The organism is Pseudofrankia coriaricola (assembly GCF_032027725.1).
Classification (GTDB): domain Bacteria; phylum Actinomycetota; class Actinomycetes; order Frankiales; family Frankiaceae; genus Pseudofrankia.
Genome location: NZ_JASNFO010000124.1, coordinates 13274 through 35924 on the forward strand (window position 1 = coordinate 13274; position 22651 = coordinate 35924).

16 protein-coding genes are annotated in these 22651 nt (G+C 76.3%); 12 read left to right on the forward strand and 4 right to left on the reverse strand.

Features of this window, described 5'->3' with window-relative positions:
- Positions 1 to 137 precede the first annotated feature (137 nt).
- The 9 genes from QOZ89_RS42730 (at position 138) to cobJ (ending at position 14958) form a co-directional block, all read left to right on the forward strand.
- The gene (locus QOZ89_RS42730; RefSeq protein WP_071050660.1) at positions 138 to 2357 is read left to right on the forward strand and encodes a VWA domain-containing protein; all 2220 of its coding nucleotides are present in this window, start codon (positions 138 to 140) and stop codon (positions 2355 to 2357) included.
- Complete coding sequence (cobO, locus tag QOZ89_RS42735; protein WP_071050659.1) at positions 2357 to 2971, forward strand: cob(I)yrinic acid a,c-diamide adenosyltransferase; 615 nt, start codon at positions 2357 to 2359, stop codon at positions 2969 to 2971. The genes QOZ89_RS42730 and cobO overlap by 1 nt, the downstream gene beginning before the upstream one ends.
- Before the next feature lie 58 nt (positions 2972 to 3029).
- Positions 3030 to 4505 (forward strand): cobyrinic acid a,c-diamide synthase CobB, encoded by a 1476-nt coding sequence (locus tag QOZ89_RS42740; RefSeq protein WP_071050658.1) that lies wholly within the window; start codon positions 3030 to 3032, stop codon positions 4503 to 4505.
- Positions 4492 to 5715: a cobalamin biosynthesis protein gene (locus QOZ89_RS42745; RefSeq protein ID WP_312629891.1), complete on the forward strand. Its 1224-nt coding sequence runs from the start codon at positions 4492 to 4494 to the stop codon at positions 5713 to 5715. Before QOZ89_RS42740 ends, QOZ89_RS42745 begins: the two co-directional genes overlap by 14 nt.
- On the forward strand, positions 5712 to 7256 hold the full coding sequence (locus tag QOZ89_RS42750; RefSeq protein ID WP_071050668.1) for a cobyric acid synthase: 1545 nt from the start codon (positions 5712 to 5714) through the stop codon (positions 7254 to 7256). The genes QOZ89_RS42745 and QOZ89_RS42750 overlap by 4 nt, the downstream gene beginning before the upstream one ends.
- Positions 7253 to 11086, forward strand: a complete 3834-nt coding sequence (gene cobN / locus QOZ89_RS42755; RefSeq protein WP_312629894.1) for a cobaltochelatase subunit CobN — start codon at positions 7253 to 7255, stop codon at positions 11084 to 11086. Before QOZ89_RS42750 ends, cobN begins: the two co-directional genes overlap by 4 nt.
- Complete coding sequence (locus QOZ89_RS42760) at positions 11083 to 12468, forward strand: ferredoxin-like domain-containing protein (protein ID WP_312629896.1); 1386 nt, start codon at positions 11083 to 11085, stop codon at positions 12466 to 12468. Before cobN ends, QOZ89_RS42760 begins: the two co-directional genes overlap by 4 nt.
- Positions 12462 to 13109: a precorrin-8X methylmutase gene (locus tag QOZ89_RS42765; protein WP_071050655.1), complete on the forward strand. Its 648-nt coding sequence runs from the start codon at positions 12462 to 12464 to the stop codon at positions 13107 to 13109. Before QOZ89_RS42760 ends, QOZ89_RS42765 begins: the two co-directional genes overlap by 7 nt.
- A gap of 196 nt (positions 13110 to 13305) precedes the next feature.
- Entirely contained in the window at positions 13306 to 14958 is a 1653-nt protein-coding gene (cobJ, locus tag QOZ89_RS42770; protein WP_312629898.1) for a precorrin-3B C(17)-methyltransferase, read from the forward strand.
- 582 nt (positions 14959 to 15540) lie between these two features.
- On the opposite strand, the gene cobF is transcribed toward cobJ, so the two are convergent.
- The 4 genes from cobF to mftA are packed head-to-tail and all read right to left on the reverse strand — an operon-like array spanning position 15541 to position 18063.
- On the reverse strand, positions 15541 to 16308 hold the full coding sequence (gene cobF, locus QOZ89_RS42775; RefSeq protein WP_083419112.1) for a precorrin-6A synthase (deacetylating): 768 nt from the start codon (positions 16306 to 16308) through the stop codon (positions 15541 to 15543).
- 2 nt (positions 16309 to 16310) lie between these two features.
- Positions 16311 to 17519, reverse strand: a complete 1209-nt coding sequence (gene mftC, locus QOZ89_RS42780) for a mycofactocin radical SAM maturase (protein WP_397428951.1) — start codon at positions 17517 to 17519, stop codon at positions 16311 to 16313.
- A 47-nt stretch (positions 17520 to 17566) separates the two neighbouring features.
- Positions 17567 to 17908 (reverse strand): mycofactocin biosynthesis chaperone MftB, encoded by a 342-nt coding sequence (gene mftB / locus QOZ89_RS42785; RefSeq protein ID WP_312629901.1) that lies wholly within the window; start codon positions 17906 to 17908, stop codon positions 17567 to 17569.
- A gap of 20 nt (positions 17909 to 17928) precedes the next feature.
- The gene (mftA, locus tag QOZ89_RS42790; RefSeq protein ID WP_071050654.1) at positions 17929 to 18063 is read right to left on the reverse strand and encodes a mycofactocin precursor MftA; all 135 of its coding nucleotides are present in this window, start codon (positions 18061 to 18063) and stop codon (positions 17929 to 17931) included.
- A gap of 58 nt (positions 18064 to 18121) precedes the next feature.
- Here mftA and QOZ89_RS42795 point away from each other — a divergent pair, with 58 nt between their 5' ends.
- The 3 genes from QOZ89_RS42795 to mnmA all read left to right on the forward strand — a co-directional run bounded on the left by QOZ89_RS42795 (position 18122) and on the right by mnmA (position 22423).
- Positions 18122 to 20038: a glycosyltransferase gene (locus QOZ89_RS42795; RefSeq protein WP_312629903.1), complete on the forward strand. Its 1917-nt coding sequence runs from the start codon at positions 18122 to 18124 to the stop codon at positions 20036 to 20038.
- A gap of 11 nt (positions 20039 to 20049) precedes the next feature.
- Positions 20050 to 21246, forward strand: a complete 1197-nt coding sequence (locus QOZ89_RS42800; protein WP_071050652.1) for a cysteine desulfurase family protein — start codon at positions 20050 to 20052, stop codon at positions 21244 to 21246.
- 115 nt (positions 21247 to 21361) lie between these two features.
- A complete protein-coding gene (gene mnmA, locus QOZ89_RS42805; protein WP_071050651.1) occupies positions 21362 to 22423 on the forward strand; it encodes a tRNA 2-thiouridine(34) synthase MnmA in 1062 nt (353 codons plus the stop codon).
- Positions 22424 to 22651: the final 228 nt, after the last annotated feature.

Consider the following 22651-nt stretch of genomic DNA (forward strand, 5'->3'; position numbering starts at 1 on the left):
CGGGGCGGTCCCGCCACTGTGAGCCGCGGCTGGCACCGCGCGGTGAGCCAGAACACCTCGGCCGCCCGCCCGTGGGCAACAGTTCCCGGGCCCGTACGGGTGGCAGGCGCGGACACCTGCCGGTGCGAGGTGGGTGCGTGTCCCTGTTCCCCTTCAGCGCGATCGTCGGCATGGACGACCTCCGGCTCGCGCTGGTCCTGAACGCGATCTCTCCCGAGATCGGCGGCGTGCTCGTCCGGGGTGAGAAGGGCACGGCCAAGTCGACGGCGGTGCGTGCCCTCGCGGCGGTGCTGCCGCCGGTGGCGGTGGTGGCCGGCTGCCGGTTCGCCTGCGACCCGGAGCGCCCCGTGGCCGACTGCCCGGACGGCCCGCACGCGTCGGCGCGCGCCGTCACCCGGCCGACCCGGCTGTGTGAGCTGCCGGTGGGCACGACCGAGGACCGGCTGGTGGGCTCGCTGGACATCGAGCGGGCGCTGACCTCCGGGGTCGTCTCGTTCGAGCCGGGCCTGCTCGCCGCCGCGCACCGCGGCGTGCTCTACGTCGACGAGGTCAACCTGCTGCACGACCATCTCGTCGACCTGCTGCTCGACGCGGCCGCGCTCGGTGTCGCGCATGTCGAGCGCGACGGCGTGTCGGTGCGGCACGACGCCCGGTTCGTACTCGTCGGCACGATGAACCCGGAGGAGGGCGAGCTTCGGCCGCAGCTGCTCGACCGCTTCGGACTGACCGTGCAGGTCGCGGCACCGCGGGAGACGGCGGCCCGGGCCGAGGTGGTCCGCCGACGGCTGGCGTTCGACGCTGCCCCTGAGGCATTCGCGGCTGGCTATGCGGCGGTCGAGCTGGAGCTGTCGGCGCGGATCGCGGCCGCCCGCGCGGCGTTGCCGGCCGTCCGGCTGCCCGATCGTGAGCTGACCCGGATCGCGGCGGTCTGCGCCGCGTTCGAGGTCGACGGGCTGCGCGCGGACCTGGTCACCGCCCGGGCCGCGCTCGCGCATGCCGCCTGGGAAGGTCGCGCCGAGGTCACCGAGATGGATGTCCGGGCCGCCGCCGCGCTCGCGCTGCCGCACCGCCGCCGCCGTAACCCCTTCGACGCGCCCGGCCTGGACCCGGGCCAGCTCGACGCCGCGCTGGACGCGGCCCGCCAGAGCCTCGACGACGAGGACCCGGACCGCGACGGCCCCGACGTTGACGATCTTGAAGTTGGCGACCGGGATGACGCGAGCCCCGGCGGCGACGCGGACCTCGGCCCGGACGCGGGCGCGCCAGCCGGGCCCGACGGCCAGGCCGGCGCGGACGGCGTGGACGGCGTGGACGGCGACCCGGATCCCGGCCCCGGCGGGGGCGGTCCCGGAAGCGGCGCCCCCGCGGCCGGCGAAGCGTCCGCGGGCGACGGCCCCGCCGGGCGGCCCTCCGCCGACCAGGCCGCCTCGGCGCCGGTGGGCACGGCGGCGCCGGAGAGCGTCGTCGCGCCGTCGGCCACGTTCCGCGCCCGCCGGCTTGAGGTGCCCGGCGTGGGCCGGGGTGTCCCCGGGCGACGGTCACGCGCGGTCACGGGCGCGGGCGCGGTGGTGGGCGCGCAGGTGCCGGCCGGCCGGCTGCGCGACCCGCATGTCGTCGCGACGCTGCTCGCGGCGGCGCCGCACCAGGCCGCGCGCGGCCGCAGCGGCCCGGGCCTGAGGCTCAGCCCCGCCGACCTGCGCCAGGCCAGGCGGGAAGGCCGCGAGGGCAACCTGGTGCTGTTCGCCGTCGACGCCTCGGGCTCGATGGCGGCGCGGTCGCGGATGGCCGCGGTCAAGGCGGCCGTGCTGTCGCTCCTGCTCGACGCCTACCAGCGCCGCGACAAGATCGGCCTGGTGACGTTCCGTGGCGAGGCCGCGCAGCTGGCGCTCCCGCCGACGTCGTCGGTGGATGTCGCGGCGGCGCGCCTGGCGGACCTGCCGGCCGGCGGGCGTACGCCGCTGGCCGAGGGCCTACTGCTCGCGCATCGCACCCTCGCCCGGGAACGGCTGCGCGACCCGAGCCGCCGGGCGCTGCTCGTCGTGCTGACCGACGGCCGGCACACCGCCGGCCCCGCGCCCGGCCCGGCCGCCCAGCTGCTCGCCCGCTCCGGCGTCGCCGCGGTCGTCGTCGACTGCGAGACGGGCCGGGTCCGCCTCGGGCTCGCCGGCGCGCTCGCCGCCGGGCTCGGCGCCCCGCTGCTCACGCTCGCCGACCTGACCGCGCCCGGCGCCGCGCCTCACGCCGGGCCCGACACCCCCGGCGGAAGAAGGAGCCGACCAGTGGCCGCGGGACCGGACGGCGCCGCCACGGGCGCCGGTCTCGCCGCCACCGTCCGCGCGTTGCGGGACGCCGCCTGATGGCCCCGCAGGGAAAGGTCACGAGCGTTCCCGACGACGGGCTCACGACCCGGGCGCGGCGCAACCGGCCGCTGGTGATCGTCCACACCGGCGACATGAAAGGGAAGTCGACGGCCGCCTTCGGGCTGGCGCTGCGCGGCTGGAACCAGGGCTGGCCGATCGGCGTGTTCCAGTTCGTCAAGAGCGCCAAGTGGAAGGTCGGCGAGGAGAACGCGCTGCGGGCGCTGGGCCGGCTGCACGAACAGACCGGCGAGGGCGCGCCGGTGGACTGGTTCAAGATGGGTTCCGGCTGGTCGTGGACGCAGCGCGGCCCGCTGGACGACCACGCCGCGGCCGCCGCCGAGGGCTGGGAGCGGATCAAGGCCGACCTCGCCGCCCAGACCTACGGCCTGCTGGTGCTCGACGAGTTCACCTACGTGATCGACTGGGGCTGGGTGGATGTCGAGGACGTCGTGGCCACGCTCGCCGCGCGCCCCGGGTTCCAGCACGTCGTCATCACCGGCCGCCGGGCGCACCCGCGGCTGGTCGAGGCGGCCGACCTGGTGGTCGAGATGACCAAGGTCAAGCACCCGATGGACGCCGGGCAGAAGGGCCAGCGGGGGATCGAGTGGTGATCACCACCCCGGCAGCCCCGACCAACCCAGCCATCCTGGCCACGGCGCCGGCCCGGCGGTGAGGATCCCGCGGATCGTCCTCGCCGCGCCGGCCAGCGGAGCGGGCAAGACCTCCATCGCCACGGGCCTGCTCGCCGCGCTGCGGGCGCGCGGGCTGGCCGTCTCGCCCCACAAGGTCGGCCCCGACTACATCGACCCGGGCTACCACGCGCTGGCCGCCGGTCGCACGGGGCGCAACCTCGACCCGTGGCTTGTCGGCGAGCGGCGGATCATGCCGCTGTTCCTGCACGGCGCGCTGACACCCCGGCGCGCCGACGTCGCCGTCATCGAGGGGGTCATGGGCCTGTTCGACGGGCACGCGACCCGCGCCGGGTTCGGCTCGACGGCGCACGTCGCCACGCTGCTGGCGGCGCCCGTCGTCCTGGTCGTCGACGCGCGGTCGGCCGGTCGGTCGGTCGCGGCGACGGTCCACGGCTTCCGCTCGTTCGACCAGGCGGTGCGGATCGGCGGCGTCGTGTTCAACCAGGTCGGCACCGAGCGGCACGCCGAGATCCTGCGTGCCGCCATGGCCGAGATCGGCATGCCGGTGCTCGGCATCCTCGGCCGGCGCGACAGTCTGGTCACCCCGTCGCGCCACCTCGGCCTGGTCCCGGCCGCCGAGCGCGCGGCGCCCGCCCGCGCCGCGGTCGCCGAGCTCGCCGACGCGGTCGGCGCCGGCCTGGACCTCGACGCGCTGCTCGCGCTCGCCGCGACCGCGCCGGACCTTCCGGCCGAGCCCTGGGACCCGCGGGCCGACGCCGCCGAGGTCCCCGAGCCCGCGGTCCCGGCGCCGCCGGCGGCCGGGCCACCCGGGCCATGCGGGCGGAGCCCGGTGGTCGCCGTGGCGGGCGGCCCGGCGTTCACGTTCGGCTACGCGGAGACGCCCGAGCTGCTTGCCGCCGCCGGTGCCGAGGTCGCGCGGTTCGACCCGACGGTCGACGAGGCGCTGCCCGACGGGACGTCGGCGCTGGTCATCGGCGGCGGGTTCCCGCAGGTGCACGCCGGCGCGCTCGCCGCCAACGCCGCGCTGCGAGCCCGGGTCCGCGCGTTCGCGGCCACCGGCGCTCCGGTCGCCGCCGAGTGCGCCGGGCTGCTCTACCTGAGCCGCGCGCTGGACGGCGAGCCCATGTGCGGCGTGCTGGGCGACGTGACGGCGGCGATGACGCCGCGCCTCACGCTGGGCTACCGGGAGGCGGTGGCGGTCACCGACTCGGTGCTCGCGGCGCGCGGCACCCTCGCCCGCGGCCACGAGTTCCACCGCACGGTGGCCATCCCGCCGGCCGGTGGCGCCGCGGGCGGCCCGCCGCGGGGCACCGCCCCCGCATGGACGTGGCGCGACGCGGCCGGTGACGAGGTCACGGAGGGCTTCGTCCGCGGCGGCATCCATGCCTCCTACCTGCACACCCACTGGGCGGGGCTTCCCGGGACGGCCGCCCGCTTCGTCGCCGCGGCGCACGCGGCCCAGGCGAACGGGGCCGTCCGTGCCGCGGGCTGACCGCCGGGCCAACCGGCTGACCGGCGGCCTGGCGCGGGGTGAGCGAGGCGCGAGGAGCACGCGAGGCGAGCGGGGCATCCAGGACACCCGGGGCTCACACGGCTCACATGGCTCATGGGGCCGGACCGGCCTGGCCGCCGGTGGTGCCGCGCGTGCCCGAGGCGGCGAGGCCCAGGGTGGCGAGGCCCAGGGTGGCGAGGCCAAGGGTGGGCTTGGCGCGCCCGGCCCGGCCGCCGTCGCGGCGGCGCTCGTCGCCGGCGCGCTCGCCGACGCGGTCCTCGCCGACCCGGCCCGGTTCCATCCGGTCGCCGGCTACGGCCGGGCCGCGCACGCGGCCGAACGCCTGCTCTACGCCGACTCCCGCCCGGCCGGCGTGGCGTTCGTCGCGGCCGCCGTCGGCGGGCCGGTGCTCGCCGCCGCCGCGCTGGACCGCCGCCTGCCCCGGCCGGCGCGGCCGGTGGCGCTGGCCGTGGCGCTGTGGGCGGCGCTCGGGGGTACGTCGCTGCGGGCCGAGGCCGTGGTGATGAGCCGGCTGCTGACGGCCGGCGACCTGGTCGGCGGCCGGGAGCGACTCGGGCACCTCTGCGGGCGCGACCCGAGCGGGCTGGACGAGCCGGAGCTCGCGAGGGCGGCGATCGAGTCGGTCGCGGAGAACACCGCCGACGCGGTTCTCGGCCCGCTGCTGTGGGGGGCCCTGCTCGGCCTGCCAGGCGTCGTCGGCTACCGGGCCGCCAACACCCTCGACGCCATGGTGGGGCACCGCTCCGAGCGTTACCTGCGGTTCGGCTGGGCTGCCGCCCGTCTCGACGACGTCGCGAACCTGGTACCCGCGCGGCTGTGCGCCGTGCTCACGGCATTGACGGCCCCGGTGGTCGGCGGGTCGCCGCGAGAGGCCTGGCGGGTCTGGCGGCGCGACGGCTACAGCCACCCCAGCCCCAACGCCGGCCAGTGTGAGGCGGCGTTCGCCGGCGCCCTCGGGATCACCCTCGGCGGGACCAACGTCTACGAAGGTGAGCTGGAGACCCGGGGCCGCCTCGGCGACGGCTCGCCGCCGCGCGGCGCCGACGTCGCCCGCTCGGGCGACCTGGCGGTGGCGGTGGCGGCGGCCGGCGTCGCCGTGAGCGCCCTGGTGGGCGCGGCCCTGACCGGTGCGTGCCGACGGACCGGTACGCGCCGTCGGCCTGGGCCGCCGCGCCGGAGTGTTCGGTGACCGGCGTACGCGGCGCCCTGCTTGTCGCCGGGACCACCTCGGACGCGGGCAAGTCGGTGCTGACGGCCGGGATCTGCCGGTGGCTTGCCCGCCAGGGCGTGCGGGTGGCCCCGTTCAAGGCGCAGAACATGTCGCTGAACTCGTGGGTGACCGCCGACGGCGGGGAGATCGGCCGTGCCCAGGTGATGCAGGCCGCCGCCGCCGGGGTGGAGCCCGAGGCGGCGATGAACCCGGTGCTGCTCAAGCCGGGCGCCAAGCATCGCAGCCAGGTCGTGCTGCGCGGCCGGCCGGTCGCCGAGGCGGGCGCGCTCGACTACCGGGCGCTGAAGGGCCGGCTGTTCGGCGAGGTGCTCGCGAGCCTCGCCGACCTGCGTTCCCGGTTCGACGTGGTGGTCTGCGAGGGCGCCGGCAGCCCGGCCGAGATCAACCTGCGGGCGACCGACATCGCGAACATGGGCCTGGCGCGCGCCGCTGGCCTGCCGACGATCGTCGTCGGTGACATCGACCGCGGCGGGGTGTTCGCCGCGATGTACGGCACGCTCGCGCTGCTGGAGCAGGCCGACCAGGCGCTGGTCGCCGGGTTCGTCGTCAACAAGTTCCGCGGCGAGCGCGCGCTGCTCGAACCGGGGCTGGACATGCTGCGCGCGCTCACCGGCCGGCCCACCCTCGGCGTCCTGCCGTGGCGTGACGGGCTCGGGCTCGACGTGGAGGACTCGCTCGGCCTGCCCGCGCCTGGTGAGACCCGGGGCGACCCCGAAGGCCCGCTGCGGGTGGCGGCCGTGCGGTTGCCGTTCCTGAGCAACTTCACCGACCTGGACGCGCTGGCGGCCGAGCCCGGCGTCGCGGTGCGCTACGCCGACCGGCCCGAGGACCTCGACACGGCTGACCTCGTCGTGCTGCCCGGTACCCGTTCGACCGTGGCCGACCTGGGCTGGCTGCGCCGGCGCGGGCTGGACGGGGCGCTCGCCCGCCGCGCGGCGGCGGGGCGCCCGGTGCTCGGCGTCTGCGGCGGCTACCAGATGCTCGCCGCGACGATCGTGGACGAGGTGGAGAGCTGCGCGGGCCGCGTCGACGGCCTTGGGCTGTTGCCGGTCACCGTCCGCTTCGCGGTCGACAAGACCCTGGGTCGCCCCGACGGCGCCGCCTACGGCCAGCCCGTGCGCGGCTACGAGATCCATCATGGGGTGGCGACCGTGCACGGCGGGGAGCCGTTCCTCGACGGCTGCCGGGCCGGCGCGGTCTGGGGCACCACCTGGCACGGCGCACTGGAGAACGACGGCTTCCGCCGGGCGTTCCTCGCTGACGTCGCGGCGTCCGCCGGTTCGCCCTGGCGTCCGCGCGGCGAGGTCTCCTTCGCGGCCGTCCGGGAACGGCGCCTCGACATCCTCGGCGACCTCGTCGCCCACCACCTCGACACCGGCGCGCTGCTGAAGCTGCTGGCCGATGGCCCGCCGGTGGGCCTGCCGTTCGTCCCGCCGGGCGCTCCGCCGGCGGCCGGCCACTCGCGTGGATCTCTGCCAGACCAGGGGAGCCGTCCGTGATCGTTCTGCTGTCGACGTCCGACACCGACCTGTCGTGCGCCCGCGCCACCGGGGAGGACTACCGGCTGGCCAACCCGGCGCGCCTCGCTGTCGCCGACCTGCCGCGGCTGCTCGACGGCGCCGACGTCGTCGTCCTGCGGCTGCTCGGCGGCCGGCGGACCTGGCCGGATGGGGTCGACGCGCTGCTCGCCGGCGGCCTGCCGCTGGTGGTGCTCAGCGGGGAGCTCGTCCCCGACGCCGAGCTGATGGAACTCTCCTCGGTGCCCGCCGGGGTGGCGGCGCAGGCGCACGCCTACCTCGCCCACAGCGGCGTGGACAACCTGCGCCAGCTGGCCCGGTTCCTGTCCGACGCGCTGCTGCTCACCGGCCTCGGGTTCGACCCGCCGGTGCCGACCCCGCCGTGGGGCGTCCGGCCCAGGCCCGGGTCGAGCGCGGACCCGGGTGGCGCCGCGCGGCCGCTGGACGCCGCTGCGGGCAGGAACTGTGTGCCAAGTGGGGGCGACGTGCCGGGCGGGGAAGGTGCGCCTGGCGAGGGCGGCGAGCCGCGCCCGACCGTCGCGCTCCTGTACTACCGGGCGCACGAGCTGGCCGGCAACACCGCGTTCGTGGACGCGCTCGCCGACGCCGTCGAGGCGGCCGGCGGCCGGGCGCTGCCGGTGTTCTGCGCGTCGTTGCGCACCGCTGACGCCGGGCTGCTCGCCGAGCTCGCCCAGGCGGACACGCTGGTGACGACGGTGCTGGCCGCCGGCGGCGCCGGGTCCGGCGCGAGCCCCGCCGAGGTCGGCGCCGGCGGGCGCGACGAGGACTGGGACATCGGCGCGCTCGCCGATCTGGACGTGCCGATCCTGCAGGCGCTGGCCGTGACGTCGTCGCGGGCCCAGTGGGAGGCGAGCGACGACGGCCTCTCGCCGCTGGACACCGCCACCCAGGTCGCCATCCCCGAGTTCGACGGGCGGATCATCACCGTCCCGTTCTCGTTCAAGGAGGTCGACGCCGACGGCCTGACCCGCTACGTGCCCGACCCGGAGCGGGCGGCCCGCGTCGCCGGCCTCGCGGTCCGCCACGCCCGGCTGCGCCACGTCCCGAACGCGGACAAGCGCATCGCGCTGGTGCTGTCGGCGTATCCGACCAAGCACGCCCGGATCGGCAACGCGGTCGGTCTCGACACCCCGGCCAGCGTGCTCGCGCTGCTGCGGGCGATGCGGGACGCCGGCTACGACGTCGGACCGGCCGATGGTCCCGACGCCCTGCCCGGCCTCGCCGCGGGTGACGGGGACGCGCTCATCCACGGCCTGATCGCCGCCGGCGGCCAGGACGAGGACTGGCTGACGGCCGAGCAGCTTGCCGGCAACCCCGTGCGTATCCCCGCCGCCGTCTACCGTTCCTGGTTCGCGACGCTGCCGGCCGGGCTGCGCGCCGCCGTCGAGGAGCACTGGGGCCCCGCGCCCGGCGACCTGTTCGTCGACCGCTCGTCCGACCCGGATGGCGAGATCGTGCTCGCCACCGTCGCCGCCGGCAACGTGGTGATCCTCATCCAGCCGCCGCGCGGGTTCGGGCAGAACCCGATCGCCATCTACCATGACCCCGACCTGCCGCCGAGCCATCACTACCTGGCGGCCTACCACTGGCTGCGCCATGGACCGGGCACGCCCGGCGCCAGGTCCGGATCCGGGTTCGGGTTCGGGTTCGGCGCGCACGCCGTGGTGCACGTCGGCAAGCACGGCAACCTCGAATGGCTGCCCGGCAAGGCGGCGGCGCTGTCCGCCAGCTGCTCACCGGACGCCGCGCTCGGCGACCTCCCGCTGGTCTACCCGTTCCTCGTCAACGACCCGGGCGAGGGCACCCAGGCGAAACGGCGGGCGCACGCCACCGTCATCGACCACCTCGTCCCGCCGATGGCCAGGGCCGACAGCTACGGCGACATCGCCCGCCTCGAGCGCCTGCTCGACGAGCACGCGCAGATCGCCGCGATGGACCCGGCGAAGCTCCCCGCGATCCGCGCGCAGATCTGGACGCTCATCGAGGCGGCGAAGCTCGACCACGACCTCGGCCTCGCCGACCGGCCGCACGACGCCGAGTTCGACGAGTTCATCCTGCACGTCGACGGCTGGCTCTGCGAGATCAAGGACGCCCAGATCCGCGACGGCCTGCACGTCCTCGGCCTGGCGCCAACCGGCGAGGCGAGGATCAACCTGGTGCTGTCGATCCTGCGCGCCCGCCAGCTGTGGGGCGGCGCCGCCGCGCTGCCGGGCCTGCGTCAGGCCCTCGGGCTCGGCGACACCGAGGGGACGGCGCGCACTGACGCGGTCGAGGCCGTCGCCCGGGCCCTCGTCTCGGGCCTGGAGGACCGCCGCTGGGAGCCAGCGGCCGTCGCGGAGGTCGTCGCCGAGGTCCTCGACGCGCCCGCGTCCGCGTCCGCGCCCGCGTCCGCGTCCGCGCCCGCGTCCGCGGGCGGGGGTGCGGGCGGCGTCGACCGGGACGCCGTGGCCGCGGTGCTGGCCTTCGCCGTCACCGAGGTCGTGCCGAGGCTCGCCCGCACCACCGACGAGATCGACCGGACCCTGCACGCGCTCGCCGGCGGCTACGTTCCCGCCGGCCCGAGCGGCTCGCCGCTGCGCGGCCTGGTCAACGTCCTGCCGACCGGGCGCAACTTCTACGCCGTCGACCCGCGCGCGGTCCCGAGCCCGCTGGCCTGGGAGACCGGCCGGGCGATGGCCGACTCGCTGCTCGCCCGCCACCTCGCCGACACCGGCGAGTACCCGCGCTCGGTCGGCCTGTCCGCCTGGGGGACGTCGGCGATGCGGACGTCGGGCGACGACGTCGCGGAGATCCTCGCCCTGCTCGGCGTCGCCCCGCTGTGGGACGAGGCGTCCCGGCGGGTGCGCGGGCTGGAGCCGATGCCGCTCGCCGAGCTCGGCCGGCCCCGCGTCGACGTCACCGTCCGGATCTCCGGGTTCTTCCGCGACGCGTTCCCGCACGTCGTCGACCTGCTCGACGACGCTGTCCGGCTCGTCGCCGACCTCGACGAGGACCCCGAGCACAACTACGTCCGGGCACATGCCGACCACGACACGGCCAGCCACGGGGACCGGCGCCGGGCCACCACCCGCGTCTTCGGCTCGAAGCCGGGCGCGTACGGCGCCGGGCTGCTCCCGCTGGTCGACGCCGGCACCTGGCACGACGACGGCGACCTGGCCGAGGTGTACGCGGCCTGGGGCGGGTTCGCCTACGGCCGCGGCCTCGACGGCCGGCCGGCCCGCGACGACATGGAGGCGGCGTACCGGCGGATCAGTGTGGCGGTGAAGAACACCGACAGCCTCGAGCACGACATCGCCGACTCCGACGACTACTTCCAGTACCACGGCGGCATGATCGCGACGGTGCGGGCGCTGACCGGGCGCGGGCCCCGGGCCTATGTCGGCGACTCGACCCGGCCCGACACGGTGCGCACCCGCACCCTCGGCGAGGAGATGGCCCGGGTGGTCCGAGCCCGCGTGGTCAACCCACGCTGGATCGCCTCGATGCGCCGGCACGGCTACAAGGGCGCCTTCGAGCTGGCCGCGACCGTCGACTACCTCTTCGGCTACGACGCGACCGCGGGCGTGGTGGCCGACTGGATGTACGAGGCCGTCACCCAGGCCTACGTCCTGGACGAGGAGAACCAGAAGTTCCTGGCGGACGCGAACCCGTGGGCGCTGCACGGCATCGCCGAGCGGCTTCTCGAGGCCGTCGACCGCGGGATGTGGGAGGCGCCGCAGCAGGCGACCCTGGACGCGCTGCGTGACGTCTACCTGCGCGCGGAGGGCGATCTGGAAGGGCGTGCACCGTGAGCTCCGGACGGTCCCGGCCCGACCGCTGCCCCGGTGCCCTCGTGCTGCACGAGGCGGCCGACGGTGGCCTGGCCAGGATTCGGCTGCCGGGGGGCCTCGTCGACGGCGGGGTGCTGGCGGCGCTGGCCGCGCTCGCGGAGTCCTTCGGCGAGCCCGGCGCCGTCGAGCTCACGTCACGGGGAAACCTGCAGCTACGCGGCGTGCCCCTGGGCCGGCGAGCCGAGCTCGCCGACCGGGTCGCCGAGCTCGGCCTGCTGCCGTCGGCCACGCACGAACGGGTCCGCAACATCGTCGCCTCGCCCTTCGCGGGCCTGACCGGCGCGGGCACCGGCTCGCCCGCCGGTACGCCTCCGCCGGGCGGCGACGGTGCCCCGGCGGCGGGCATGCGGCTGGAAGACCTGGTTCGCGGGCTCGACGAGGCGCTGTGCGCCGACCCGGAGCTCGCCGGGCTGTCCGGCCGCTTCCTGTTCGGCCTGGACGACGGGACCGGTGACATCGTCGCCCTGGCGCCGGACGCCTGGGCGACGCCCGCGCCGGAGGGGCACTGGTGGATCGGCCCGGCCGGCGTGGCGGTCGACCGCTCGGGGGCGGTCGGCGAGCTGCAGGCCGCGGCGCGCGCCTTCCTGCGCGCAGCGGCGGACGCCGCCACGGGCATCGGCGGCGACCATTCCTTCTGGCGGGTTCGCGACCTCCCCGACGGTGGCGCGGAGCTCGCCGCCGGGCTGCGGGCCGGCCGGCCCGCAGCGCCCCGCCCGGCCCCCCGGCCGGCCCCGCACCCGGTCGGGACCTGGCGGCGCCCGGATGGAGCACACGCCGCCGCCGTCCACGTGCCGCTCGGCCGGCTGACCCGCCCGGCGGCCGACCTGCTCGCGACCGTCGCCGCGGCCACCCGGGTGGACGATGGCCGAGACCAGGCCAGCCCCCGTGGCGATCCGCCGCTGCGGATCACCCCTTGGCGGTCGATCGTCGTTCCCTGCCTGGGGGACCCATCGTCCTTCGCCGCCCGCGCGCGGCGGACGGGCCTGGTCACCGATCCCGGGTCGATGTGGACACGGGTCACCGCCTGCGCCGGTCGTCCCGGCTGCGCGAGCGCGCTCGCGGACGTCCGCGCCGACGCCGCCCGCGCGGTCACCGCCGGCCTCGTCGCTCCGGTTGCCCTGGCCGACGGTGCGCTGGTCGACGGTGTGCCGGTGGGCGGCGTGCCGGCCGGGGGTATCCGGGCCGGCGACATGCCGTCGGGCCCGCCGGGCGTCCGGGCGCACTGGAGCGGCTGTGCCCGCCGCTGCGGGCGGCCGACCGGGCCGCACATGGAGGTCGTCGCCGGCCCCGCCGGCTACCTGGTCCGCGCCGCGGGCGCCGAACCGAAGGAGTCCCGATGGTGACCGACACCAGCCCGCGCTACGACTACGAGCACGACGGGGCAGCGATCTACCGGCAGTCGTTCGCGACGATTCGCGCCGAGGCGGACCTCGCGGCCTTCCCCGCCGATCTGGAGCACGTCGTCGTCCGGATGATCCACGCCTGCGGCATGGTCGACCTGCCCGCGGACGTCGAGGCCAGCCCCGGCCTGGTCGGCGCCGCCCGCGCCGCGCTGCGCGCCGGGGCGCCGGTGCTGTGCGACGCGCGGATGGTGGCCAGCGGGATCACCCGGCGCCGGCTGCCCGCCGACAACGAGATCGTCTGCGCGCTCGGCGACGAGGGCGTCCCGGAGCTCGCCGCCCGTCTCGGCACCACCAGGTCCGCGGCGGCCCTGGAGCTGTGGGGCGACCGGCTCGCCGGCGCCGTCGTCGCCGTCGGGAACGCCCCGACCGCACTGTTCCACCTGCTTGAGATGCTCGGCGCAGGCAGGCCCCGGCCGGCTGCCGTCCTCGGCCTGCCGGTCGGTTTCGTCGGCGCGGCCGAATCCAAGCGCGCCCTCGCCGACAACCCGTTCGACCTGCCCTACCTCGTCGTGCACGGCCGCCGCGGCGGCAGCGCGATGACGGTGGCCGCCGTCAACGCGATCGCCTCGGAGGCGCTGTGAGGCTGGCGCTGCGCGCCAGCCCTCGGGCGCTGAGCGCCCTCCCTACGTGGTTCGGGTCGGGGCTTATGACGGTGGCCGGACCTGGTCGCGAGTAGATGAGGTGGCTGGGATGGCGCTGCGCTGATGCGCCGTCACCAGGAACCTCATGAGCGAGCGCGACACGCTGAGAGTGTAGGAACAAGTGAGCGGAGATCCCGTGAGCGCGGGAGCATCGGAGCCGGCTGACGTCGAGCGCTGCCCGGAAACTGCCGAGGCGGGGCCCGGGACGGGCGACGGCACGCTTTACGGCGTCGGAGTTGGCCCCGGGGACCCGGAGCTGGTGACGGTGAAGGCCGCCAGGCTGATCGGGCAGGCCGAGGTCGTCGCGTACCACGCGGGCCGGCGCGGCCGGTCGCTCGCCCGGGCCAGCGCGGCGCCCTACATCCCCGCCGGCGCCGTCGAGGAGGAGCTCGTCTACCCCGTCACCCGCGGCGCCACGGACCACCCGGGCGGATACCAGGGGGCGATCGAGGAGTTCTACGAGCAGTCCGCCGCGCGCCTGGCCGCGCACCTGGCCGCCGGCCGGGACGTGGTGCTGGTCGCCGAGGGCGACCCGACGCTGTACAGCTCGTTCACCCACATGCAGCGCCGGCTCACCCCAAGGTTCCGCTGCGTGATCATCCCCGGGGTGACGTCCGTGTCCGCGACCGCCGCCGCCGCGGGCGTCGCCCTGGTAACCGGGGAGCAGACGCTCGCGGTGCTCCCGGCGGCGATACCGGCCGACCGGCTGCGTGAGCTGGCCGGCCAGGCCGACGGGCTCGCGCTGATGAAGGTGCGGGGCGACCTCGACGGGGTGCGCCGGGCGCTCGTCGGCGCGGGGCGGCTCGACGACGCCCTGCTCGTCAGCCAGGCCAGCCGGGAGGGCGAGCGGGTCACCGCGCTGCGCGACCTGGCCGCGGACGAGGACATCCCGTACATGTCGATGGTGCTGGTGCCCGGCCCAGCCGCGCCACCGGCCCCGGTCTCGGTCTCGGTCTCGGTCTCGAGTCCGGCCACCGCTGACCCTGCCACGTCTTCAGCCCTGGCCGCGGCCGGCGGCGCCGGGATCGCTGGTGCCGCCGTTACCGAGACCGGCTCCGTCACGGTTGTCGGGCTCGGGCCGGCCGGCGTCGAGTGGCTCACGCCGGAGGCAGCCGCCGCGCTGGCGATGGCCGATGACATCGTCGGGTACCGGACCTACGTCCGGCGCGTCCCCGCCCGGCCCGGTCAGCGCCGGCACCTCACGGACAACCGGGTGGAGGCAGAACGGGCCGTCTTCGCACTCGACCTGGCCCGGCGCGGCCATGGCGTCGCCGTCGTCTCCTCCGGCGACCCGGGGGTGTTCGCGATGGCCTCGGCGGTGCTGGAGGCGCGCGCCGAGGGCGGCTACGCGGACGTGCCGGTCCGCGTTCTGCCCGGGGTCACGGCGGCGAACGCCGTCGCCGCCCGGGTGGGCGCGCCGCTCGGCCACGACTACTGCGTCGTGTCCCTGTCCGACCAGCTCAAGCCCTGGTCGCTGGTCCTGCGCCGGCTGCGCGCCGCCGCGGCCGCCGACCTGGTGCTCGCGCTCTACAACCCCGGCTCGAAGACCCGGCGGGACCATATCGACGAGGTCCGCGCTTGCTTGCTGGAGCATCGCGATCCCGGCACCCCCGTCGTCGTGGGGAGGGCGGTCGGCGGGGCCGGCGAGCGGGTCGAGGTGATCCGGCTGGCCGACCTGTGCGCGGACGACGTCAACATGCGCACCCTGCTCATCGTCGGCTCGTCCAGGACCTGCTGGGACCGCGAGACCGGCACGGTCTTCACCCCGCGCCACCACGACGGGAGGTGAGTCTTGTGCGGGGTCAGGTCGCTTCGTCGTAGGCCGAATGATGTAGCGGGTCGAGGTAGAAGGTTGTTGCTGGTTCGCTCCGTGCGGACGCGGCGCTCCGGCCCCTTACTCGCTTCGCTCCCAAGGGACCTCCGCGCCGCGTCCTCCTCCACTCACGTGCGCTGCGGCGACCTCCGCTGCGGCGCGCCCACGTCGCTGCGCTCGTGGGCACGCCTCCGCGGAGGTGCGCCTCCGCGCCAGCTCGGTTGCGTGCCGCTTGAATGGCGCGAATCCAAGGCCGGGCCCGAGCCGGAGCTGGAGCCGCCGGTCAGGCGCGATGACCACCCACAAGCGAAGCGAAGTGGCCCCGCGTGACGTGTTGTGGTCTGGCGACGTTCAAGCGTGACGTGACCGTGCGGCGCGGAGGAGGACGGCGCGCGGAGGTCCCGTGGGAGCGAAGCGAGTACGGGGCCGGAGCGCGCCGCCCGGACGGAGCGAACCATCAACAACCTTCCACCCCGGCCCGGGATCCTGTTCCGCCGCAGCCAGACAGAAGCGGGGTCTTGCTCTCGACCAGTTCGATGACTTCCTGTGCTTGCGCTGCTACGGCGCCCCCGGGCGACGTCGCAGCAGGTACACGTCCATGATCCAGCCGTTGCGGGCCCGGGCCTCCCGCTTGACGGCCGCGATCCGCGGCCCCAGTTCGGCGAGCGGGCCGGCGAGCGCGATCTCGTCGTCCCCGCCGAGGTAGGCGCCCCAGAAGATGTCCCAGTCGTCCGCGTCGAGGCTCTGCCACGCCGCGGCGCCGTCGAGCATGACGACGACGGAGTCGAGGCCGCCCACCTCCGCGGCCAGCCGCCGCCCGGTGGTGATGTGGACCGACCCACCGACCGTGTTCAGCGGGATCCGGTGCCGGGCGGCCAGCGCCTGCACGCTGGAGATGCCGGGAACCACCTGGACGTCGACGTCGACCAGCCCGCGTTCCCGGATGTCGTCGAGGATGCGCAGCGAGCTGTCGTAGAGCGCCGGGTCGCCCCACACCAGGAACGCGCCCCGGCCGTCCTCTTCGAGCTCCGTCAGCAGGGCCTCGGCCCACACCGCCGCGCGCGCCGTGTGCCAGCGGCGCACCTCGGCCTGGTAGTCGGCGGGTGCCCGGTCGCGGTCCGGCTCGTCGACCTCGACGACCCGCAGGCCGGGCCCGGCGTACGCGGCGCAGACCCGGGTACGCAGCGCGTTCAGGTCCGCCTTCGCCTCGCCCTTGTCGACGGTGAACAGGACGTCGGCGCTCGCCAGCGCGCGGCTGGCCGCGTGGGTGAGCGACTCCGGGTCGCCGACTCCCATCCCGATCAGCAGCACGACCCGCCGCGACACGGCTAGAGGACGGCGAGGGGCAGGCGACGGCGCTTGCTGTGGTCGTTGTCGATGATCGGGAGGCTGTTCGGATTGACGGCGGACAGCGCCGCCTCGCCGTGGCCGAGCACGCATTCGGGGTCGGGGCCGTCCAGCGGCAGGCCGGTGAAGAACTTCGCCGCCATGCAGCCGCCCTGGCAGGCGTCGTAGTGGCCGCACGAGGTGCACGCGCCCGGGTTGTCCGGCTCGCGCAGCTCGGTGAACAGATCGGAGGACCGCCACACCCGCGCGAACCCGCCCTCGTCGAGCACGCTGCCGGCGCGGAAGTGCTCGTGCAGCGCGAACGGGCAGGCGTAGACGTCGCCCACCGGGTCGATCAGGCAGACCACCCGGCCGGCACCGCACAGGTTCAGCCCCGGCAGGGCCTGGCCGTAGGCCGCCAGGTGGAAGAACGAGTCCCCGGTGAGCACCTCGGGCCGGGCGATCAGCCAGGAGTGCAGGTCGCGCTGCTGCGCGGCGGTCGGATGCAGCCGCGTCCACGAGTCCTGGCCGCGCCCGGACGGGCGCAGGCGGGTGACCCGCAGCTCGGCGCCGTAGTCCGCGGCCAGCGCGGCGAACGAGTCCAGCTGGGCGACGTTGTGCCGGGTGACGACCACCGACAGCTTGAAGGCGCCGAAGCCGGCGTCCGCCAGGTGCCCCATGGCCGTGCGGGCCCGGTCGTAGGAGCCGAGGCCGCGGACCGGGTCGTTGGTCATCGCGTCGGCGCCGTCGAGCGAGATCTGGACGTCGACGTAGTCCAGCGCCGCGAGCCGGCGGGCCTTATCCGCGTCGATCATGCCGCCGTTGGTCGAGAACTTCACCCCGACCCCGTGGTCGACCGAGTACTCCAGCACCTCGAAGAAGTCGGGCCTGGTCATCGGCTCGCCGCCGCCGACGTTGACGTAGAAGACCTGCAGCTCGGCCAGTTGGTCGACGACCGAGCGCATCTGGGCCGTGTCGAGCTCGCGCGGGTCGCGCCGGCCGGACGACGACAGGCAGTGCACGCACTGCAGGTTGCAGGCGTATGTCCACTCCCAGGTCAGGCAGATCGGCGCCTCAAGCCCGCGCAGCAACTGCTGCTGCAGCGAGGAACTGGCGGGCGACGGGGGGAGCGCCGGCGCGAGGGGCGCGAGGGCGGTGGTAACGGCTGCGGGCACACCGGCGCTCGGCCGGGCCAGGTCGGTGATGCTCACTGCGGCCTCCGTCGGGCTGGAGCTGGGCGGAAGGGGATCTGAACCGGTCAGCGCGGCTGGACGAAACCGGTCTCGACGAGCCGGGCCAGCGCGCGTTCGACGGCGGCGCGCTTGACGGCCGGCACGGCGGCCAGCGCGTCGCCCGCCGACGGCGCGTCGGCGAGCGCTCGCACGACGGCGACCAGATCGGCGTCCCTGAGCAGCGACAGCCGGCGGGTGTCGTACGAGTAGGCCAGCGCGCCGAAGCGCTCCGGGCGCAGGGCGACCTTCGGGTGCAGCCGGTACGGCAACGCCGGGTCGAAGGAGGCCCCCGACGGCCGGGCGAGCGCGTGCGCCGGGGTCGGGGCGGCGGACGTGGGCGCGCCTTCCTGCTCGCCCACAGGTGTCATGCCGGTCATGCGCGGCAGGTCTAGTAGACGCCGCACATGCCGTCGATGGAGACATCCTCGACGAGGAGGTCCTCCACGATCGGCTCGACCGGGGCGCTGGCCTCGGTGGTCGGGGTGCGGGGCGCGATGTCCGTCGTCGGAGCCGACGAGTCCATACCGTTTCCTCCTGTGAGTCGAGTGCTGCCTGGATCGGGTGCTGACGTGGTGCGGGGCGTGACCGCGGCGCTGCGTGCGCGGGTCCGTGCTCGGCTGGTCGAGGGCGCTGACATGCCCGGCGGTGACGTCCGGGTGACCGGCCCGGGCCGGGAGGCCCGGGCGGCAGCCCGGCGAGGGGACGCGACGGTACTCGGGCCGCACGGCGGCTCGGCGTCCACTCCGGCGCCCGCGACAGCGCCCTTGCCCGCGCCGCCTCTGTCAGTGTCGAGCCCGTTGCCCGCGTTGTCCCCCGTTCCGCCGCTGCCAGCAGGTTTCCATGTGCAGTGTGACCCGGAAACCACCGTTCTGTCGCGCGGAAAGGTGTTGTTAGGTGGTTCACCCCTGCGCCTGTTGACGTTGTCCGTTACCGGTGGCGGCGTTTGGGAAGCTCTGCTGGCCGGCCGGCCGGTGGGAGAGGCCGGGCCGGGGGCGGGCACGCTCGCCCGCCGGCTCGTCGAGGCCGGCCTGGCCCACCCGGTCCCGCCGGCACCCTCTCCGGGGCGCGCGGCCGACGTGACGGCCGTCATCCCGGTCAGGGACCACGCCCGCGGCCTGGGACGGCTGATCGCGGCGCTGGCCGGCCGCTGCGCCGAGGTGATCGTCGTCGACGACGGCTCGACCGACGGCACCGGCGAGGCGGCGGCCGCGGCCGGCGCACGGGTGCTGCGCCACGACCGCCCGCTCGGCCCGGCCGCCGCCCGGCTGGCCGGCGCGGCGGCCGCGACGACGCCGCTCATCCTGTTCTGCGACGCGGACGTTCTCCCGCCGGCCCCGGGCGCGCCTCTCGACGGCGGCCGCGGCCTGACCGGGACGGCCGCGGCCCGGAGGGACGTGGCCACGTCGGAGGTGACCAGGCTGGACGTGGCCGGGACGGACATGACCAGGCCGGACGGTGCGACCCCGGTCGACTGGTTCGGCCTGCTGCTCGGGCACCTCGCCGACCCCGCCGTGGGGGCGGTCGCGCCGCGGGTCGCGTCGCCGGTGCCTTCCGGTGCCCGGGCCGGGCTGCTGGCGCGCTACGAGAGCGCCCGCTCGCCGCTGGACCTCGGATCGCGCCCGGCCGGCGTCCGGCCCGGCTCGCGGGTCTCGTACGCGCCGTCGGCGGCGTTGCTGATCCGCCGCGAGCTGGCCGGGTTCGACCCGGCGATGCGCTACGGCGAGGATGTCGACCTCATCTGGCGGATCGTGGGCGCCGGCTGGTCGGTTCGCTACGAACCGGCGGCTGTCGTGCACCACCGGCCGCGCGCGGACTGGGCCGGCTGGGCGCGGCAGCGGTTCGGCTACGGCTCGTCGGCCGGCCCGCTGGCCGCCCGCCACCCCGGCCCGCTGCGGCCCGCCGGCCAGGCCGCCGCCGTGGCCGCCGCCGCCCTGGCGATCGCGGCGGCGCCGGCGTCGTCGCCGGCTTGGAGCCGACCTTGGGCGCGCCCAGGGATTGCGGCGAAGCGTGCCCTCTCGTCCGGCGGCGCGCCGCCGCCTCGCCGGTGGGTCCCGCGCCGCCGTGAGGTGGCCGGCGCGGCCGGGGCCGTCACGGCGGTCCGGAGCGTGGTCACGGCCGTCCGGCTCGCGCGGCGCCTGGCCGCGGCGCCGCGGCCCACCCGGCTCGCCTGGGTGATGGTGATCGCCGGGCGCCGGTACGCCCTGGAGGCGGCCGCCGACAACGTCCGGCGCGGCTGGTGGCCGGCGCTGGCCTGGAGCCGGCCGGGCCGGCTCGTGGTCGCGCTGTCCGCCGCCGCCCCGGCGGCCAGGGACTGGTGGGTCACCCGGCCCGACGTCGGCCTCCTGCCCTATGCGCTGCTCCGGTTCGCCGACGACACCGCCTACAGCCTGGGCGTCTGGTGGGGCTGCGCGCGGGCGCGGACCGCGCGCCCGCTCCTGCCGTCCGGCCGTCTCCCGGCGGGCGGCCGACGGGGCGGGAGACCGGCCGCCCGCGGCTAACCTGTTGAGTTGTGAACTACCTCGACCACGCGGCGACGACGCCGATGCGACCGGAGGCGCTCGCCGCGTGGACGGCGGCGCACGCCCTCGCCGGCAACCCGTCGTCCTTGCACGCCGGCGGGCGCCGGGCGCGCCGGGTCGTCGAGGAGTCGCGTGAGTCGTTGGCCACCCAGCTCGGCTGCCGGCCGTCCGAGCTGATCTTCACCGGCGGCGGGACAGAGAGTGACAACCTCGCGCTGAAGGGCCTGTACTGGGCGCGTCGGGCGGCCGACCCGCGCCGGTGCCGGGTACTGGTGAGCGCGGTCGAGCACCACGCCGTGCTCGACCCGGCGCACTGGCTCGAGCAGACGCAGGGCGCGACCGTCGAGCTACTTCCGGTCGACGAGACCGGTCTGGTCAGGCCCGAGACGCTCGCGGCGGCGCTCGCCGACGGGCCCGACGGGCCGGACGACGTCGCCCTGGTATCGGTGATGTGGGCGAACAACGAGGTCGGAACGGTGCAGCCGGTCGCGGAGCTCGCGGCGGCCTGCCATGCCCATGGCATTCCCTTCCATACCGACGCGGTGCAGGCGTTCGGGCAGGTGCCGATCTCGTTCGCCGAGTCCGGCGTGGACGCGATGACGGTGACCGCGCACAAGATCGGCGGCCCGGTCGGGATCGGCGCCCTGGTGCTGCGCCGGGGCCTGACCGTCACCGCGCTCACCCACGGCGGCGGCCAGGAGCGCGACGTGCGCTCCGGCACCCTCGACACCGCCGGCGCCGCGGCCTTCGCCGCCGCGGCCGCCGCGGCCGTCCATGACCTGCCGGCCGAGGCGCGGCGGCTCGCCGGGCTGCGCGACGGGCTCATCCGCCAGGTGCTGGCCAAGGTCCCCACGGCGGTGCTCAACGGCGCGCCGGCGGGCCCGGGCCGCCTGCCCGGCAACGCCCACCTGAGCTTCCCCGGCTGCGAGGGGGACTCACTGCTCATGCTGCTCGACGCCCGCGGCATCGAGTGCTCGACCGGCTCCGCCTGCACCTCCGGGGTGGCCCGCCCATCGCACGTGCTGCTGGCGATGGGCGCGGGCGAGGAGACCGCCCGCGGGTCGCTGCGGTTCTCGTTCGGGCACACGTCGACCGAGGCCGACGTCGCCGCGGTCGCCGGGGCGATCGCCCCGGTCTACGAACGCGCCAGCCGAGCCGGCGAGCTCGCGGGCCTGGGCGGTTCCTGACGGTCGGGCGGCGGCGGGGCCGGCGTTCGCAAACCGGTTGCCCGCTCGGGCATGCTGGAAGGCGACGCGGTCGACGGATACGGCCGATTCAGGAGACACCGGGGAGGTGGCGTGAATGCGGGTGCTCGCCGCGATGTCGGGTGGGGTGGACTCGGCGGTGGCCGCCGCTCGCGCCGTCGACGCCGGCCATGACGTCACCGGGGTCCATCTGGCGCTGTCGCGCTCCCCGGACGCGGAGCGCACCGGCGCCCGCGGCTGCTGCACGGTCGAGGACGCCCACGACGCCCGCCGCGTCGCCGACGTGCTCGGCATCCCGTTCTACGTGTGGGACCTCGCCGACCGGTTCGAGGCCGACGTCATCGAGGACTTCGTCGCGGCCTACGCGGCCGGCGCCACCCCGAACCCATGCGTGCGGTGCAACGAGCGGATCAAGTTCTCCGCCGTCCTGCGCCGCGCGCTGGCGCTCGGCTTCGACGCCGTCGTGACCGGCCACCACGCCCGCCTGTCCGCCGACGGCGTGCTGCGCCGCTCGGTCGACCCGGCCAAGGACCAGTCCTACGTGCTCGGCACGCTGCGCCCAGAGCAGCTGCGCCTGGCGATGTTCCCGCTGGGGGACACCACCAAGGAGCTGGTCCGGGCCGAGGCCGCCGCCCGCGGGCTCGGCGTCGCGGACAAGCCGGACAGCCACGACATCTGCTTCGTCCCGTCCGGCGACACCGGAGCCTGGCTGCGGGACCGGCTCGGCCCGCGCCCCGGCCCCATCGTCGACGCCGCGACCGGCGAGACGCTCGGCGAGCACGACGGCGCGTTCGCGTTCACCGTCGGCCAGCGCCGCGGCCTGCGCCTCGGCCGCCCGGCACCGGACGGCCGCCCCCGCTACGTGCTCGACATCTCCCCGGTGACCCGGGCGGTGACCGTCGGCCCGGCAGAGGCTCTCGACGTCTGGCGGCTCGCCGCAGACGCGGCCGTCTGGCCGCACGAGGACGGCGTCGAGGTCGACTGCGCCGCCCAGGTGCGCGCGCACGGCGACGCCGTGCCGGCCACCGTCACGGCCCGCGACGGCGAGCTGGCCGTCCGCCTGCGCGAGCCGGTCCGCGGCACCGCCGCCGGCCAGGCCGTCATCCTCTACGACGGCGACCGGGTCCTCGGTGGCGGCCACATCCTGCGCATTGGGTAGCTGGTTCGCTCCGTCCGGGCTGTGTTGCTGGTTCGCTCCGTGCGGGCACGGCGCTCCGGCCTCGTGGTCAACAAGCCCCGGGTTGGGGTGGAAGGTTGTTTCTGGTTCGCTCCGTGCGGGCACGGCGCTCCGGCCTCGTGGTCAACAAGCCCCGGGTTGGGGTGGAAGGTTGTTTCTGGTTCGCTCCGTGCGGGCACGGCGCTCCGGCCTCGTGGTCAACAAGCCCCG